Source organism: Aeromicrobium sp. SP1, from assembly GCF_055663785.1.
This window is the reverse complement of the sequence record NZ_JBQVVK010000001.1, coordinates 845,413-861,462: the sequence shown is the minus strand read 5'-3', so window position 1 is coordinate 861,462 and position 16,050 is coordinate 845,413. Positions and strand designations below refer to the sequence as shown.

Sequence of the window (16,050 nt, the reverse complement as noted above, 5' to 3'; positions counted from 1 at the left end):
CTGGATTGAATCGGGATGCGCGTGAGGGTTTCGGTCCTCAGGCGAGTTGGTAGTCGCCGGCCTCGTCGAGGGCGGCGGCGACCTGGGTCTGGTCGAGTGGCTCGGCGCTCGCGACGGTGACTGTCGAGGTACCGCCGGCGACGAGGTCGACGGTGACGTCGGTGACTCCGTCGAGGCTCTTGAGTTCGCCGGTGACGGCGCTGGCGCAGTGGCCGCAGGTCATTCCGGTGACGGCGTAGGTGTTGGTGGTCATGTCGCTCTCCTTCGGCGCGGCGATGGTGATCGCCTCAGTGGTGGTGTCGGTCGAACTGTCGGACTGGGTGTTGGATCCGCAGCCGCATCCCCCGCAGCCGCACCCTCCGCCGTCGCCGACGGAGGAGTCGAGCAGTTGTAGATTGCGGCTGTCGTCTGACACGGACATGGGTGCTCCTTCGTTTGATGGATCGATCATGAGCGGACGAGTCGCCGGATCGCTGCGGAGGCCTCGTTGAGCTTCTGCTGGGCCTCGGCAGGGTCGGTGGGGTGCGTCAGGCAGTGCTCGAGATGCTGGTCCAGCAGTAGCAGCGCCACGCCTTCGAGAGCCTTCGTGGCCGCCGACAACTGGGTGAGGATGTCGATGCAGTACTGCTCCTCGTCCACCAGCCGCTGCAGGCCGCGCACCTGACCCTCAACGCGACGCAGCCTGGCGAGGACAGCCTGCTTCTCGGTGATGTATCCCGGTTCAACGGCCATCGCGAAACTCCTTCGGAGGATACCCCTCGGGGGTATCGGTCTTCGCCACTGACGATACCCCCACCGGGTAATGAAAAGCACGGCCGCGAAGAGAACTTCGTCGAACCTTCATGTTCGCCGCTTCCTGCCCTGTCAGACGCTGATGTCGTTCACCGAGTCGGTGTTGAACACGGCCATGATGACCAGGGCAGTAGGTGAAAGACCGCGAGGTTCTGTGATGTTTCGCTGAAGATCCGGACCGTTCAGTCCGCGCGGACGAGTTACTTGAGGCAGGGAAAGCGCAACGTGAACGTCGTGCCGCTCTCGGGCCCGGAACTGATCACCGAGATGCCACCGCCTTGTGCCTCCACGAGCGCCTTGGCGATCGCCAGACCGATGCCAGAGCCACCGTGGCCGCGGTCGCGGGCGCTGTCGGCGCGGTAGAACCGGTCGAACAAGTGCGGCAGGTGCTCTGCCGCCACCCCCTGGCCCGTGTCGCTGACGCGGTACTGCACCCAGTTATCGATGCGGCGACAGTCCAGGGTCACGGTCCCGCCCGTCGGAGTGTGGCGCAGAGCGTTGTCGAGCAGGTTGCCGAGCACCTGTCCGAATCTGTCGGAGTCAAGGCAGACCTGGCCGGCGTCGGCGAGTTCGCTGAGCAGGTGAACCCCCTTGGTTGCGAACCGGTCACGTGCGGCCTCGATGGCCGCCGCAGCAGCATCCGCTGCAGGCACGGGTCGCAGCGTGACGTCGAGCCCTTCCTCCGCTCGCGAGACGGCGGTCATGTCCTCGGCCAAGCGCCGCAGTCGGCCTGTCGAGCCTCGGATGACGCCCAAGGTGTCGTCATCGAGGTACCGGATGCCGTCCTCGACGGCCTCGAGATGGGCGTCGATCGTGGCCAAGGGGGTGCGCATCTCGTGGGCCAGGTCGGCCAGCATGCTGCGGCGGGTCGACTCCGTCGCTTCGAGTTTCTCGGCGAGGCGGTTGTAGGTCAGTGCGAGCGAGGCGAACTCCTCACCCAGTCCCGGGTCGGGCACCCGGGCGCCGTACCGGCCGGCAGCGACCTGTGCCGCCGCCGCCGCGACGTCGCTGATCGAACGCTGAACCCGGCGGCTGAAGTACCAGGAGACGGCCAGCGCTGCGAGCACCGAGGCGATCAGCGCGAGAGAGATGGACAGAACCAGCGCGGAGGCGAAGGCCTCTTCCACATGGCGGATCTGCTCGGCGGTGTGTTCGTCACCGGCCTGTTGCAGGTGGTCGCTGAAGATGCCGGGGCCCACGACGGAAGCCACGAGCCACGTGGTCAGGGCCCCGGCCACGAGCACCAGGGCTTGGGCCACCAAGAGCCGAGCGGCGAACCGAGAGCGGACACGGGTCGTGTCCACGCGAGCTCGGCGGTCGGTCACTGGCCGGTGCCCATCCGGTAGCCGACTCCACGGACGGTCCGGATGAATCGGGCCTGGCTGGCGTCGTCGTTGAGTTTGCGCCGCAAGTGTCCGACGTGGACGTCGACCAGGTGTTCGTCGCCGACCCAGGTGGGACCCCAGACGGTGTCGATGAGTTGCCGGCGGCTGAATGCCATCTGCGGGTGGTCGGAGAGAGCGGTCAGGAGGTCGAACTCGGTGCGCGTCAACGACACCGGTTCCCCCTCGAGCCAGACGTCTCGCCCCAGTGGATCGACGACCAACGCACCGAAGGTCCGGGCCCCTTCCACGTGGTCGTCTGCCCCATCCGGCTTCCGAGGTCGGCGCAACAGTGCCTGGATCCGGGCCATCAAGATCCGAGGGCTGAAGGGTTTGGTCATGTAATCGTCCGCCCCCACCGAGAGTCCGATCAAGGTGTCGACCTCCTCACTGCGCGCCGTCAGCATCACCACATAGGCATCGGAGAATGTGCGCAGTTGCCGACAGACCTCCACACCGTCCAGACTCGGCAGACCCAAGTCCAGCACCACCACATCCGGATCGACGGTTCGAGCGACTTCCAATGCCTCCAGACCGTCGTGGACCACAGCCACCTCCAGGCCTTCGCGTTCGAGGTAGCTGCCGATGACCCCCGCAAGGTGCGTCTCGTCCTCGACGACCATCGCCCGCAGGCCCGTCGGGGGACGAACCCCCGCGGCACCTCCCGCCGATGAGCCGACCGTTCCGTTGATCACGTCCTCGCCCATACCCGACATGATGGCAGTCCATCTGCCCTACCAGCCCAGATCAGCACCGCGGGCGGCCCATCCTTCAGCGAACCTTCACACGAAGACCACTATGTCGCCGTAGTGCCGGGTCGATCATTGAGAGTACGAGGCCCGAGGAAGGAGCTGAGCACGATGATGGGTTGGTATCACGACGGCACGGGATGGGTCGGTTGGATCCTCATGACCCTGGCCATGGTCGCGTTCTGGGCGTTGGTGATCGTTGCAGTGATCGCGATCTTCCGCGGCACCCAGAGCTCTGATGCATCCCCTTCGGATCGGAGTGACCCGATGCAGATCCTTAATGAGCGGTTCGCTCGCGGCGAGATCAACGAGGACGAGTACCACGCCCGCAGCACCGTGCTGCGCACCTCACAGCGGTAGGAGAACCACCCACCGTCTTGTCGCCGCAACGGGATCGACGGCGTGCCATGAAGACCCAGGTCCGATCGTCGCCATCGTGCCCGATGGCGGGCCTTGGAAGTGAACTTCGAAGCCGCAACCCGAGCCAGGGGACGACCCACCATGCCACGACATTCACGACGCCGAGACCGGCATGATGACCACGCTGTCCTACTGGACGAACGACTAACGATGCCCGCACGCCAGGTCCCGGATCGTGAGCTCAACTCGGAGGAACTCGCTCCGGCTGAATCTGACAAGCACGTGGGCGTCTTCGGGACTGCATGGAACGCACTAACCGCGCTTGTCGGCGCCATCATGGGCCTGCTCCCCCACCTGCTGCACCACGTCGGCCTTCTCGGCGGAGCAGTACTGGTGACCGGCGCGACCGGCAACGTGCTGTTCGCCGTCATCGGACTGATCTTCTCCATACCGATGCTGCGACGACTCCATCGACGATTCGACTCGTGGAAGGCGCCCGCTCTCGCGTTGGGTGTGTTCGCGCTGATGTTCTCCCTCTCGGCCTTCGTCATCGGCCCCGCCATCAGCAACGGCGACCAGGACCGTGTTCCCGTTCGGACCGTTGTTCCGGACGAGCACGAGGGTCACCACGGCTGACGACCCTCGCCACGACGCCAGCTGCTGCGTGACCCGGAAACCCAACGGTCGACATGGCACCCCCCCCCGAGCGCTTCTTCAACGAACCTTCACGAGACAACGCCGGTCACCTTTATCGCGCGGCGAGAACATCGAATTGGAACGGACATCGGCGGTCGACCAAGAATTGGAGGAGATCATGAGTAAGCGGTGGAGCATCAACATCACCCCTGCCGAACGCGTCGCTCGAGTGGTCGTCGGAACGCTCGGCACCGTTGCCGGAATCGTGCTGCTGGCCGGCGCCTCATCCACCTGGGCTGTCGTCCTCGAACTGCTGTTGGTGGCGGCAGGCCTCGACCTCATCGTCACCGGAGCGCTCGGACACTGCCCGCTGTACGCCAAACTCGGGCACATGCCCGCCTCCCTGAAAGGAAGAACATCATGAGTACGCCAAACGGCATGGATCACGGTGCGCGCGGCGATGGGCACGCGGGGCACCATCCGCGGGAGACCTCGCCCACTTCCGAGACCCACCAAGGCGGGCACGAGTCCGACAGCGTCGGCCACGGGACACATCGTGGTCACGGTTTGATGATGATCATCTGCTGCGTTCCTATGTTGCTCATCGCCGGCCTGCTGTTCCTGACCGGTGTTGCGGGTACCAACCTGGTCGTTGCCGCGCTCCTGTGCACCGCGATGATGGCGGCCATGATGTTCGTCATGCCCGGCGGGCACGACCACAAGTGACGCGAGCCTCCAGACCGCATGTGAGGGACGTCAGCCGATATGAGCCGCAGCACGACATCGGGACGGGGCACCGCTGCCGGGCACAGGTCGACGCCGCTCCCCGCCCGCGGTCAACGCGCTCTGAGTCGCGCCCGGAACCGGAAGGCGTCAGGTCGGGCGCCAATCTCGACCTCACCGAACCCGGCGACTTCCAGCCGTGCCGATAGCCGCTCCGGCTCGACCACAGTGAAGGTGTCACCGATGTGCGCCAGCGCGAACAGGGGACCTGATCGGTTGTCTGAGCCCGCGAAGATTCCACGCGGGCGAAGGACCCTGGCGGCCTCGGCGTACAGGCGGTCCTGCGCCGCTGCCGAAGGTAGGTGGTGCAACATCGTGAAGCAGACGACCGCATCGAATGAGCCCGGCGCGAACGGCAGTGCCGTCGCGTCGCCGTGGCCCACGTTCACGCTTGGGTGCCGTCGCGCCAGTGCAGTGGCAGCACCCTCGTCGTTCTCGACGCAGGTCAGCGAGCCCACGCGCGGCAACAGCCAGTCCGTTGTCAGCCCTGGGCCCGGGCCGAGCTCCAACACCGCCGCTCGCTCGAGTTCGATCCCCTCCAGCGCCCAGGGCAGCAGTACACCCACGTGCCATCGCCAGAACCGGGACCGGCAGTAGAGACGATGCAGCAGGTTCACCGTCGAGTCCTCCTTTCGAAGGCGCGGTGTCGATCAGACATGGCATCACGCCCGAGCACGTGCTGGCCTGCGTTCACGGTCAGGTTCGTGCCTTCTGCCCTGACGAGGATCTGCCGGTGGTGGCACGTTGGTCCGGTTTCACCTGCACCCGGTCCGGGGTGACCGTCACCCGCAGCCGCTGGCCACGATGGACCACGGTGAAGCGTGCAGATCCCAGACCGTCGGGCAGACGCGGATCGAACACGAGCTCGTCTTCCTCGCTGCGCATGCCGGCGAAGGCGCGGGTGATGATGTCGATGGTCCCGGCCATGGCCCCGAGATGGATCCCTTCCCTTGTGGTGCCGCCCTGGGTGTCGTCCAGGTCGGCGGTCAACGCCTCGCGGAAGGTGCGCCAGCCTCGGACGGGATCCATGCGAGCCAGAACGGACGCGTGCGCTACGCGGCTCAGCGTGGAGCCGTGCGCGGTGCGTGCCAGGTAGTAGTCCACCGTGTCCTCGACGAGGTGGGGTTGGGCGCGATAGCCCAGATGTTGCAGCATCTCCACGAGCCCATCGGGGCCGAGGAGGTAGACGAGCATGAGCACGTCGGCCTGCTTTGCGAGCTTGTAGCCGTTGGTCGCGTCTCCCTCGGCCTCCAGGATCAGGTCGAGCCGGCCGATGTTGCCGTAGGTGTCCCGATAGTGGTCCCAATCCAGCTCGGCCAAGGCTTCGTAGCCGCAGAACTGGCTGATCACCCCGTCATGGAACGGGACGGCGAGACGGCGACCGAGGTGCTCCCACCGGTCTGGCTCGTCGGACCCGATGTCGAGTCGGGTGCGCAGTTCGTCGCAGTCGTGCGCGGCGGTCAGGTCCAAGATGTCCAGGGCGCGTCGACACAACCAAGCAGCGAGCACGTTCGTGTAGGCGTTGTCCCGCAGTCCTTTTCCCGGGGCGTCGGGATACCCGTCGTGATACTCGTCGGGGCCCATCGCCCCGGCAATGTGGTAGCGATCGTTGTCGTCGTCGTAAGTGGCCAGGCTGCTGAACAGACGGACCGCCTCGATGATCAGGTCCGCGCCGCGATGGGCCAGCCAAGCGACGTCGCCGGTGGCGTCGTAGTACTGCCAGGCGTTGTAAGCGATCGCGAGCCCCACGTGGCGTTGGCGTCGGGAGTTGTCGGGCATCCACCGACCCGAGCGCAGGTTGTACAGCTGGTGTGGCGTCTCTTCTCGGCCGTCGCTGCCGCTCTGCCACGGGAACATCGCTCCGGCCAGCCCGGCGACGCTGGCGGCGCGGCGAGCAGCGTCGAGACGCCGAAGCCGATAATCGAGCAGCGCGCGGGTCACCCAAGGCATGTGCGGTGTCAGCACCGGCAGCACGAACAACTCGTCCCAGAACACATGCCCCCGGTAGCCCTCGCCGTGTAGGCCCCGGGCCGGCACCCCGGCGTCGATGTCGGCGGTGTGCGGGGACAGCGACTGCAACAGGTGGAACACGTGCAGATTCAATGTCAACTGGGTCTGTCGATCGGCCTCGAGCTCGATCGCGAAACGGTCCCAGAGCCGTTGCCATGCCGCCTCGTGGTCAGGCAGCAGGTCGTCGAGCCCACCCGGAGCCCAGGTCAGCTCATCCAGAGCCGCCAGCCGCGGCGATGCGATCGCCCGGTCCCGGGAGGTGAAGATCGCCACGGTCTTGACCACCGTGACCGGCACCCCGTCCTCAAGAGCCAACTCGAACCGGTGCGCCGCCCAATCCTCCTCGGCGGTCATTGGATCGGTGGCAGCTCCGCCCGTCACCGTGGTCCGGACAGCGGTGGCGATGCGGATCTGGCTCTGGGTGGTTTCGACCTCCACGCTGGTGGTCCCCCTCATGCTGAGCCTGGGCTACGACCGCATGGTCGCCGCAGCGACGATCCTGGTCGGTGCGACCATCGGCGTGCTCGCCTCCACAGTCAACCCGTTCGCCACCGGCGTCGCGTCCGATGCTGCCGGCATCTCCATCGGGGACGGCATCGTCTTCCGTCTCGTCATGTATCTGATCTTGGTCCCGGTCGGCGTCTGGTTCGTTCTGCGCTACGCCCGCAGGGTCAAGGCCGACCCTGCCACCTCCAAGACCGTTCCAGCCCGAGGCGATTACGAGATCGCGCGGGCGGGGATCGGCGACGTCGGGCCACTCGAAGGCACACACAAAACCGTGCTCGGCATCGTCGCTCTGACCTTTGTCTTCATGATCTTCTCCCTGGTGCCGTGGGCCCAGATCATCGAAGGCACCGATGCAGAGAGCTACCCCTGGCAACTGGACTGGTACTTCCCCGAACTGGCCGCCCTGTTCCTGATGATGTCGCTCGTCGTCGGTCTCATCGGCAGGCTCGGTGAGAAGCAGATCGCCGACACCCTGGTACGGGGGGCCGGGGAGTTCATCGGTGTCGGTCTGATCATCGTCCTTGCCCGCGGTGTCACCGTGATCATGAACAACGCCGAGATCACCGACACCGTCCTGAACTCCATGGAAAGCCTCGTCAGCGACACCTCCTCCTGGGTGTTCGGCGCCTTGGTGTTCGTGGTCAACATTCCCCTGGCCTTCCTGGTTCCCTCCACGTCCGGGCACGCCGCGCTGGCCATTCCAATCCTTGCCCCGCTGGGTGATTTCGCCGGCGTCTCCCGGGCGATGGTGATCACCGCTTACCAATCCGCTTCAGGGCTGGTCAACCTGATCACCCCTACTTCCGCGGTCGTCATGGGCGGGCTCGCTCTCGCCAAGGTGCGCTACGACCAGTGGCTGCGATTCGTGGGTCCTCTGCTCGGGATCCTCTTCGTCGCGTGCCTGGTGCTGATCAGCATCGGTTCGGCCGTCAGTTGACGGCGGGTCTGGCCAGCAACCGAGGCGGAGACCAAGCGCAGGTAGTCGCTGCCTCCGCAGCGCCGCCGCGTCGCGTATCGAGGGTCCCGACATCGCGTAGTGAGATGATGTCGTCGGGAAGTTGGGCGTCCCGAAGACCGAAGAATGTGCCCGCGCACGGGGATCCAATTTGGAAGGCATTCGCATGCGTGACTCCATGTCGTTCCTGCGGCAGCGGGTCCTGACCGTGTTCGTCCTCGCCGGTCTTGCCCTCGGGGTGGGATTCTGGGTGCTCGGGGAGAACTCAGTGCTCGCGGTGACGGCTTTCGTCGTCATCGGGATTGTCATCGTCGTGACGGCGGTCGACCTGCTCCGCGACCTGATGGCGGGACATTGGAGGGCTGGACATTTTGGCCGTGATCGCCATGGTGGCGACTCTGGCCGTCGGCGAGTATATGGCCAGCCTCATCATCGCTCTCATGCTCACCCACGTTGTACGTAATTTGCGCGGTGACCGGGAATCTCCCGGTCGGCTCGAAGTCGCTGACTCGGCTGTATCGGTACGCGCACGAGTCCCCCGGCGTTCGAACCCGGTCGCGGTGCCCAAGGCATCACCGACAGCGATCATTGACGACACGACAGACCCTCCAGCCCTAATCCTTCACGGCTCAACGGCGGAGACGCGCCGCCCGGCGATGGAGTCAAGCGTCACCTTGATGACCAGCGGCCGTGAGCCCCCTGCCCAAGGATGAAGGCGTTCCATCACTCTCTCAACGGTAGCGGCGTCGTCGACCCCGGACGCCTCGCCTCGGACGGTGACGTTCCAGCCCACCCGGAATACGTCGTCGTGGCCGACGCCGAAAGCCACGTCGGGATGGCCTTGTGCAAGCACCGAGAGCACGCTGTCAGGAAAGGTCCGCATGTAGATCGCACCATCGAGCACAGCAAAGTTGACGGGTATGAGTTGCTGACCCTCTTCATTGACGAAAGCAATATGCCCAACCGTCGTCGTCTGGAGCCTCGCACGGCACTCAGCCTCCGAGAGCGTGGTGATGGAACCTCTCGCGGCGTTCGTCATCCGAGGGTCCCCTTTCGCTCGAGGTGATGCGACACATAAACGCACGGTCCAGCCCACCCATACTCGCATGATCCGCAACCGCAAGCCGATCCGGAATTCAGGCTCCTCAGGGAGCTTCCACGTCATGACTGATAGGTAGGTCCCTCCTGTCAAGTGGCAGAGCGAGGCGCCCGACCTGGATATCGCCGCGTCGGGCCCCTCTTGGCTTCGTGGACTGGCCGGTGGTGAGCGTGTCGTTGGCGACGCGCGGTCAGACCGATATGCGCGGGTTGGGTACCGCAGGACGGTTGTTCGGCAGGAGTGGACCGCGTGTCTAGAAACGAGCGTCACCGAGCGGCAGTGCCCGGCTGCTCATAGTTGTTTGCGCGGATCACTCCTCACGCTGCCACCACCGAACTGTTGTCGACGAAGCCAGCTTGAGGTGGCCGGTCTACTCCTTCATGACGGCCAAGGACCAGCACCAGCCGGCCAGTTCGCGGGCGATGGCGACGTTGGCCACGACATGGCGTTTGCGGCGCTCGGTGAACCGGACCCAGCGGGCGTGGAGGCGCCGGTTTCCCTCGTCACCGCGCACCCGGGCTGCCGGGCCAGCCTTGCCCGGCGCATAACGAGCTTTATGGTGCCAGGCCGATTCGACAAGCAGCCGCCGGACGTGAGTGTTACCGGCCTTGGTGATCGGGCCCTGGACCCGTGACCGGCCAGAGGAGAACTCCGAGGGCACCAAACCGACGAACGATCCGATGGTGTTGCCAGTGAACTGTCCCAGTCGCCGATCTCGACCGCCAGAGCGAACCCGGTCAGGGTCGAGACCCCGCGCAGGCACCCGAGCCGACGCACGACCGCCGTGAACTCGCTGTCCGCCGCCATGGCCGCGATCTGAAGTGTCCAGCAGAATGGGCGTCGAGACGAGGACCTCCACGCAATGTCCGATGGCCGGCACGCGCGACAGCCAGCGTTACTCGTCGCATTCCGAATATCGCGACCCAGATGAACTTCAGGGAGTTCCAGAAGAAGAGCATGACCAGGAGTTTGACCCACCCCGGTCCACCGGACTCGACGATCACGGCACAGAAACGCGACCCGTATAGGTAACCGAGTGCGAGCATGAGTCCGATGGGGGTGGCCCAGGTGCAGCCACCTGACGAATGGAGCCAGGTGATGGTGACGTTGGTGGGCGCGGCATGTCGCAGGTAGTCGTGGATGGTGGCGCTGGCCCAAAGCGACAAGGTGACCATGAGAACTCCTTAATGCTTGTGATCCACGTTCCACTTCCCGCCGACAATTCGCGTGTCCACCACGCGGACCTGTGGATACGTCGGATGGAACCGTCCCTGTGGCTCCTAGAGCGACCTCGCTCGGACTGCGGTTTGCGGATCTCTCGTCGGGGAAGGGTCGCCGGCTTCGTCGGAGATGGCGCGCGCCCGTCTCATGGCCTGCGCGGCTCGGGCATGGTCAACTCTCTGGGCGTCGGAGCGAGCGTCACCCAGAACGGCATCCGAGTCGATTGCGTATCGGTCGCGATAGGCGACCACGGTGCGAAGTTCCTGATGCCATCGTTTGAGCCGCTTGCCCGCAGGCGGCGGTGTTCCAAGGTGTCTGAGCCAACGTTCCGGTTGGGCCAGCGACGCTTCGGCGAGCGCAGACGCGCGCGTCTCAATGAGGTGCTGACGCTGAATCAGAGCTTCGGTCATGTCGGGTGCCATCGGGCCACGGGCCTGCGGGAGGATCCCGACGATGAGCTGTTGGGAGTCCTTTCGCCGGTGCCTGCTCGCCTGAGCCTCGGCCTGCTGGATGCGGCTGATGAGCACGGCCCCGATGTCATCGGCGTCGGCGAGTGACCGCCGCGCGATGAGTCGTGGCAGTTCGATCTCGAGGTTCAGATCGTTGGCTTCGGCGCGGCGGAGTTCGGCGGTGAGAGGGCCGAAGGAGTCCGAACCGAGGAGCGCCCCGAGTTGGTCGTCAGTGAGGCCGGCAAGGGTGAGGAGGTCGATCCAGCGGTCGCGTTGGGCGACGGCGGCGATCGTCTCGTACTCGGCGACGACCTGCGCGATCGACGACCACCGATCCTGCTCGGCCTCGATGCTCTGGTGGACCGAGAGTTCGGCGCCTGAATGCCGGAGGACGCCGTGAAGGATGGACCTTCCGGACACTTCGTCATGTTCGGGAACACTGTGGCTGTCGTCGGGTTGGTCCAAGGCGACGTAGGCGATGTTGCTGTTGCGGCCACGGGTCATGGAGACGTAGAGGTTTTCGCGAGTCGTGGATGAGGAGACGACGACATGGGCTGTGTCGACGGTGACACCTTGGGCGCGGTGGGCGGTGACGGCGTAGCCGAGGTCGACGTTCTCGGCGACGTACGCGGCGGGAAGTGTCACCGACCCTCCGAGGCGATGTCCGAGGCGTTCAACGTGGAGAGATCCGTCCTTGCCCACAGCGACGACGCGCCAGCGGTCGCCGTTGCGAACCCATCCGCCTTTGAGTGGTTCGAGGCATCGGTCGTTGCTGCGCGTGATGATCAGGTCGCCTGCCGACGCCTGGGTGCCGTCGGCGAGGCGGACCTCGTCGCTGGCTTCGGTGTCGCCGTCAAGGATGCGTTCGGCGCGGGCGCGGGTGTTGAGTTCGATGACCGAGCCGGTCGCTTCGGTGACGAGGATGCTCTCGCGTCCGGCCCGTGTGTCGGTGCGCCAGGCGAGGTAGGCGGCGTCGGTCATTTGTGCGGTGGTTCCTTCGCGGACTCGGTCCTGGCGGATGTAGGTGTTGAGGACTTCAGGGCGACCGAAACGCAACTCGAGTGACGCGGTCTTCTCCCATTCGTGGGTGAACCGGTGGACCTCGGTGAGTTCGGGTGCGTCGCCGCGGACTTCGGCGAGCAGATTGAACGCTCCCCCGGCGTCCACGGACTGTAGCTGGGCCCAGTCCCCGACGAGCAGCACCTTGGCGCCAGCGCCCGCGGCCAGGCCCGTGATCCGGTCGAGTGCGAGGGTTCCGGCGAGAGTTGCTTCGTCGATGATGACGAGCTGTCCAGTCCGGAACTCGGTCCTGTCGTGGTCGTACTCGTGGAGCCATTTGGCTGTGTTTTCACAGGCGATTCCGAGGTCGTCAGCCAGGACCTGGGCCGCGACCGCGCTTGGCGCGAGACCGACGACGCTGCCCTTGCTGTGCTCGGTCTCCCAGGCTCGGCGCAGGGCGCGCATCGCGGTGGTCTTGCCGGCGCCAGCAGGGCCGATGAGTAGGTCGACCCGTCGGCCGGAGACGCCGATGCGTGCCAAGGTTGCGGCTTGCTGTTCGCTGAGGTGCAGGCCGTGGTTCCTTTTGTGTGCGTGCCGTTCGATCACGTCGAGGTCGATGGCAGGGGCCGTGGTGTCGTCCGACCTGGTCAGGAGTCGGTCCTCAGCGGCGAGAAGTTCCGTAGAGGAGTAGATGATCGTGTGGCGTGGCCGGAACCTCGACGTTCCGTCGTCGCGGGTGAACTCCCGCGGACTCGCAGCAAGTTCGGGTGGCGTGAGCGTCAGGGAGCGTCGCTTTGCCGCGTCGACGATCAAGCCGACGGTCGCTTCGCGATCCTTGACGCTTGCGAAGCGCCAGCCCATGGTCTGGCGGGAAGCCTCGGCCCACAGGTTCCAATGTCGCCAGGTCGCGCGCTTCTCGCTGACAGCGCCGACGACGTTCTCACCGAGCAGAACGATGACATCCAAGCTGATGTCGTCGGCTCGAAGTGTCGGTCGCGTGGTTCTGGTGGCGGTCAGCTTGCGGGCCCAGTTCAGAGAGTTCGTGGCGATGATCTCGTCGGCTCGGTGGCGCCACGCGTCAGTGAGGTCGGCCAAGGAACGGATCTGCTTGGTGGGCCGCGTCGCGAGCGTTGCTTGTGCGCGCAGCCGGATCACGGTGGTGCGCGAGGGCTGCTTTCCGTGCGCGGCGACGTAGGCATCGATGAGCCGTTCCTTCTCGTCATCGATCGCGCGCGCCCGGCTGGAGAACTCGCGGACAAGTCGATCTGGCACGAGCGCGAGTTCCCACGACGGATTGCGGTCCTTGCCCCGCTCGCGTTGCTCCCACTCCATGGCAAACATCCGCGTGATCCGGTCGGCCAAGAGAGCGTTGTAATGCTCGGAAAGCGCGACGACACCAGCGTGCAGGGCGCGGCTGTCCAGACTGCGCCATCGTCCGTCACCGACAGTCTTGACCTTGTTGGAGATCACCACGTGGGTGTGCAGTTGCGGGTCACCCAGGCGAGAGTCCCAGTGGTCGTAGGCCGCTGCGACGATCCCGACGATGTCGGCCTGTGCCACGGCCCCGTCGCCTGCGTTACGTCCAACTCGGGTCGTGGCGATCTCCCGCTCAAGGAGATCCACCACCTCCATCACCGTCTGGTGGTGCGCTTCGACGAGAAGTGCCTGGGTACCGGCGTCGGCGATTCCCCACAGCACCGACACTGATTTGGGTACCGAGAAGGTGAAGTCGAACCCGGCGACCGCTCGACGCTCTCCCATCTCCAGCTCCTCGTTCTCGTTACGTGACACGGCGGTGGTGCGCTGTTCGGCCGTGAGCGCCGGGCTGAGATCGGCGACCCGCGCGGTGATGCGTTCGTTGACCGACGTGAATGTTCGGAACGGGTTGCCGAGTTGGTCGCCCGTGAGCGGATCTCGACCCATCCCTAGCAACAGTGCGAGCTGCTCCTCGGTCACCTGATCACCGGTCTTCAGCAAGCCGTTCCCGAGCGCGTGGAGTCCCGATCCGAGCCAACGTCCGGGCGGGGTGCCTGCGTCGGCGTAGTAGCGGGTCATCGGCGTCGACAGTCTCCGGTTGCCGTCCCCGGCGACAACGCTCTTGAGCAGGTACTTGTAGCCGTCGCCGGCTGACATGACCTTCATCGACACCGTCACAGGAAGTGCACCTCCTTGGCGTGAAGGTGCTCGCGATGAACCACAGACCCTGTTTGCGCCGACTTGTCCACAGGTTGATCCCCACTGAGACCACCTCGGTTGCCAGACGTGTAACCCTCCAAACACCTCCGCGAACACCGGGAGGGCAGGGGGTGTTCGGCAGCCGGTGAACACCTTCGGTGCAGAAGCCCGATCCAGGAAGGAGTGGGTGAGCAGTGAATGACAGTTGCGCAACGTCGTCAGCCGGTGCCTCAATAGGACCAGATGACGTTCTCGCCGTCCGCCGGTGGGCACGTCGTCCTCGCCCTCCACGCAGCAGCCGAGATGGAGGGCAGGTATCGGGGGCCATGTCTATGACACGAGGAGTACGCACATTCGCGACCGCAGGACTACTGCTGGTCGCGCTCGCAGCGTGCTCAAACGACAGCGACCCGAACGTCGGTAGGTATACCTCCACGCCCACCCCGACGGCGACGACTACGACACCTCCAACGCAGTCGGAGATCGCATCAGCCGATGCGGAAGCAAAACTTCGCGAGTACTACGCGACGACGAATCGCCTTCGTCAGGATCCGTCGTTGCCTCTCTCGGAACTGGCATCAGTGACGATCAGCAGCGAACTGTCCTCGCAGCAGCACCTCCTTCAGGCGGAGCGTCGCGAAGGCCAGCGCCAAGTAGGCGATACCAAGATTGCCGAGCTGAAGGTCCAGACGATCAACCTCGCCAACGCAGATGCCAAGTCGGGCAGGGTGCCCATCGTGCAGATCGACGTCTGCTTCGATGTCAGCAACGCAGACCTGGTGAATGAGGACGGCAAGTCCGTCGTGAGTGCCGATCGACCCAACACGGGTTGGATCAGGCACACGGTTGCGAACTACCAGTGGGATTCCGATCCTGATGGCGCGTGGCGGGTTGCCTCGAGCCAGGACCTCAAGCAGAAGCCATGCGACCCCGCGTAGGGCTCCCATCCATCATCGCCGGTGCCCTCGCGGTGATTGCTTCCCTCGGCTTCGCGCCGGCTCGGGCGGACACGGTCTGCCAAGTGACAGATCCTCTTACCGGCGAGTGCCGGATTCGCGTCGAAGTCCCCTCCGATCCTTCCGAACCGGGTGATTCGTCCGATGGACTCAAAGACTCGGGCTCCGGGGCGAGTTGCTACTGGGATGGGCGGAAGAGTGGAATCTCGAAGCCTCCTCCGGGCCCGGTGCCGTGCAGTAACGACTTCGGGTACTGGTCGAACGCGTTGAATTGCTACATCCGTCTGGCGGATCCGCAGCCTTCTGCTGGTGATCCGGCGTGGCAGGGCCACGAACCCGGAGACGGGAACGTCTACGAGTGCTGGCAGCCGCAGACCGACCTGCAGATCCAAGTCTGGTCAGCGACTCCCCCGCCGAACTCCGGCGCCGGTCCAACGCCCCGTGAGGTGGCGCAGATCGCCGTCGAACGGATGGGCTTGCGAGCGATCGCGATCGGGATCGTTCCCGAGCCAGGTCCGGACCGGATCGGCATCGTCGGCATGCCGGCGTGGATGTGGGTCAAGGATCCGGGTGAGCACACGTGGGGTCCGGTCACGGCTTCGGCGTCAGCTGGCGGGATCACGATCACCGCAACAGCCAAGGTCGAGAAGATCCGGTGGGACATGGGCGACGGGACGACGGTGACGTGCCGGAGCAAGGGCACCGCCTACAAGGCCGCCTACGGCCGATCGAAGTCGCCGACGTGCGGTCACACCTATGAGACCGAGAGCGCCGGCGAGCCCGGCGACAAGTTCACGGTCACGGCGACGTCGTCGTGGGTCGTGTCCTGGGAAGGGGCCGGGCAAAGCGGGACGATCCGCCTGAACGGTCTCCAGCGATCGGTCCAGGTGGCCGTCGGGGAAGCGCAGGTGCTCGTGCAATAGCGGGCCTCAGGGGTGAAGGCAATGGACATGAGTACAGCCATCAACGACGACAGG

At 65.3% G+C, this 16,050-nt stretch carries 17 protein-coding genes; 7 read left to right on the top strand and 10 right to left on the bottom strand.

All coding sequences use genetic code 11. The features are described from left to right. Positions 1 to 37: 37 nt before the first annotated feature. The 4 genes from ACT26F_RS04215 to ACT26F_RS04200 all read right to left on the bottom strand — a co-directional run bounded on the left by ACT26F_RS04215 (position 38) and on the right by ACT26F_RS04200 (position 2,881). Positions 38 to 421, bottom strand: a complete 384-nt coding sequence (locus ACT26F_RS04215; protein WP_343286128.1) for a heavy-metal-associated domain-containing protein — start codon at positions 419 to 421, stop codon at positions 38 to 40. 26 nt (positions 422 to 447) lie between these two features. Beyond that, entirely contained in the window at positions 448 to 732 is a 285-nt protein-coding gene (locus ACT26F_RS04210; protein WP_087625510.1) for a metal-sensitive transcriptional regulator, read from the bottom strand. 260 nt (positions 733 to 992) lie between these two features. After that, entirely contained in the window at positions 993 to 2,051 is a 1,059-nt protein-coding gene (locus ACT26F_RS04205; protein WP_471669235.1) for a sensor histidine kinase, read from the bottom strand. A 62-nt stretch (positions 2,052 to 2,113) separates the two neighbouring features. Beyond that, positions 2,114 to 2,881 (bottom strand): response regulator, encoded by a 768-nt coding sequence (locus ACT26F_RS04200; protein ID WP_471669234.1) that lies wholly within the window; start codon positions 2,879 to 2,881, stop codon positions 2,114 to 2,116. 201 nt (positions 2,882 to 3,082) lie between these two features. Here ACT26F_RS04200 and ACT26F_RS04195 point away from each other — a divergent pair, with 201 nt between their 5' ends. From ACT26F_RS04195 to ACT26F_RS04180, 4 genes are all read left to right on the top strand, one after another. Further along, the gene (locus ACT26F_RS04195; RefSeq protein ID WP_471669233.1) at positions 3,083 to 3,283 is read left to right on the top strand and encodes an SHOCT domain-containing protein; all 201 of its coding nucleotides are present in this window, start codon (positions 3,083 to 3,085) and stop codon (positions 3,281 to 3,283) included. Between the two features lie 336 nt (positions 3,284 to 3,619). Further along, positions 3,620 to 3,919, top strand: a complete 300-nt coding sequence (locus ACT26F_RS04190) for a hypothetical protein (RefSeq protein WP_471669232.1) — start codon at positions 3,620 to 3,622, stop codon at positions 3,917 to 3,919. A 178-nt stretch (positions 3,920 to 4,097) separates the two neighbouring features. Continuing rightward, positions 4,098 to 4,343, top strand: a complete 246-nt coding sequence (locus ACT26F_RS04185) for a YgaP family membrane protein (RefSeq protein ID WP_087623256.1) — start codon at positions 4,098 to 4,100, stop codon at positions 4,341 to 4,343. After that, on the top strand, positions 4,340 to 4,645 hold the full coding sequence (locus tag ACT26F_RS04180; RefSeq protein ID WP_471669231.1) for a hypothetical protein: 306 nt from the start codon (positions 4,340 to 4,342) through the stop codon (positions 4,643 to 4,645). Before ACT26F_RS04185 ends, ACT26F_RS04180 begins: the two co-directional genes overlap by 4 nt. A 110-nt stretch (positions 4,646 to 4,755) precedes the next feature. Here the strand turns inward: ACT26F_RS04180 and ACT26F_RS04175 are convergent, their stop codons facing one another. Both ACT26F_RS04175 and ACT26F_RS04170 read right to left on the bottom strand, forming a co-directional pair. Then, the gene (locus ACT26F_RS04175) at positions 4,756 to 5,319 is read right to left on the bottom strand and encodes a class I SAM-dependent methyltransferase (protein WP_471669230.1); all 564 of its coding nucleotides are present in this window, start codon (positions 5,317 to 5,319) and stop codon (positions 4,756 to 4,758) included. A 79-nt stretch (positions 5,320 to 5,398) separates the two neighbouring features. Next, positions 5,399 to 7,150, bottom strand: a complete 1,752-nt coding sequence (locus tag ACT26F_RS04170; RefSeq protein WP_471669229.1) for a glycosyl hydrolase family 65 domain-containing protein — start codon at positions 7,148 to 7,150, stop codon at positions 5,399 to 5,401. Between ACT26F_RS04170 and ACT26F_RS04165 the strand changes: the two genes are divergently transcribed. Further along, on the top strand, positions 7,116 to 8,156 hold the full coding sequence (locus ACT26F_RS04165) for a YfcC family protein (RefSeq protein WP_471669227.1): 1,041 nt from the start codon (positions 7,116 to 7,118) through the stop codon (positions 8,154 to 8,156). The genes ACT26F_RS04170 and ACT26F_RS04165 overlap by 35 nt on opposite strands. A 283-nt stretch (positions 8,157 to 8,439) precedes the next feature. Here ACT26F_RS04165 and ACT26F_RS04160 read toward each other — a convergent pair whose 3' ends face one another. The 4 genes from ACT26F_RS04160 to mobF form a co-directional block, all read right to left on the bottom strand. Continuing rightward, complete coding sequence (locus tag ACT26F_RS04160; protein WP_286928615.1) at positions 8,440 to 8,562, bottom strand: hypothetical protein; 123 nt, start codon at positions 8,560 to 8,562, stop codon at positions 8,440 to 8,442. A 234-nt stretch (positions 8,563 to 8,796) separates the two neighbouring features. Further along, positions 8,797 to 9,213: a pyridoxamine 5'-phosphate oxidase family protein gene (locus ACT26F_RS04155; RefSeq protein WP_286928614.1), complete on the bottom strand. Its 417-nt coding sequence runs from the start codon at positions 9,211 to 9,213 to the stop codon at positions 8,797 to 8,799. A 430-nt stretch (positions 9,214 to 9,643) separates the two neighbouring features. Further along, the gene (locus ACT26F_RS04150) at positions 9,644 to 10,132 is read right to left on the bottom strand and encodes a transposase (protein ID WP_286928612.1); all 489 of its coding nucleotides are present in this window, start codon (positions 10,130 to 10,132) and stop codon (positions 9,644 to 9,646) included. Between the two features lie 421 nt (positions 10,133 to 10,553). Beyond that, positions 10,554 to 14,096 (bottom strand): MobF family relaxase, encoded by a 3,543-nt coding sequence (gene mobF, locus ACT26F_RS04145; RefSeq protein ID WP_471669226.1) that lies wholly within the window; start codon positions 14,094 to 14,096, stop codon positions 10,554 to 10,556. A gap of 602 nt (positions 14,097 to 14,698) precedes the next feature. On the opposite strand from mobF, the gene ACT26F_RS04140 reads away from it, so the two are divergent. Both ACT26F_RS04140 and ACT26F_RS04135 read left to right on the top strand, forming a co-directional pair. Continuing rightward, a complete protein-coding gene (locus ACT26F_RS04140) occupies positions 14,699 to 15,055 on the top strand; it encodes a hypothetical protein (protein ID WP_471669225.1) in 357 nt (118 codons plus the stop codon). Positions 15,056 to 15,138: 83 nt separating this feature from the next. Further along, positions 15,139 to 15,996, top strand: coding sequence for a hypothetical protein (locus ACT26F_RS04135; protein ID WP_471669224.1), 858 nt, complete (start codon positions 15,139 to 15,141; stop codon positions 15,994 to 15,996). Positions 15,997 to 16,050: the final 54 nt, after the last annotated feature.

Coding starts and splice junctions, on each gene's coding strand:
- ACT26F_RS04215 (WP_343286128.1), bottom strand. CDS start 421: ATGTCCGTGTCAGACGACAGCCGCAATCTACAACTGCTCGACTCCTCC.
- ACT26F_RS04210 (WP_087625510.1), bottom strand. CDS start 732: ATGGCCGTTGAACCGGGATACATCACCGAGAAGCAGGCTGTCCTCGCC.
- ACT26F_RS04200 (WP_471669234.1), bottom strand. CDS start 2,881: ATGGGCGAGGACGTGATCAACGGAACGGTCGGCTCATCGGCGGGAGGT.
- ACT26F_RS04195 (WP_471669233.1), top strand. CDS start 3,083: ATGACCCTGGCCATGGTCGCGTTCTGGGCGTTGGTGATCGTTGCAGTG.
- ACT26F_RS04190 (WP_471669232.1), top strand. CDS start 3,620: ATGGGCCTGCTCCCCCACCTGCTGCACCACGTCGGCCTTCTCGGCGGA.
- ACT26F_RS04185 (WP_087623256.1), top strand. CDS start 4,098: ATGAGTAAGCGGTGGAGCATCAACATCACCCCTGCCGAACGCGTCGCT.
- ACT26F_RS04180 (WP_471669231.1), top strand. CDS start 4,340: ATGAGTACGCCAAACGGCATGGATCACGGTGCGCGCGGCGATGGGCAC.
- ACT26F_RS04165 (WP_471669227.1), top strand. CDS start 7,116: ATGCGGATCTGGCTCTGGGTGGTTTCGACCTCCACGCTGGTGGTCCCC.
- ACT26F_RS04160 (WP_286928615.1), bottom strand. CDS start 8,562: ATGGCGATCACGGCCAAAATGTCCAGCCCTCCAATGTCCCGCCATCAG.
- ACT26F_RS04155 (WP_286928614.1), bottom strand. CDS start 9,213: ATGACGAACGCCGCGAGAGGTTCCATCACCACGCTCTCGGAGGCTGAG.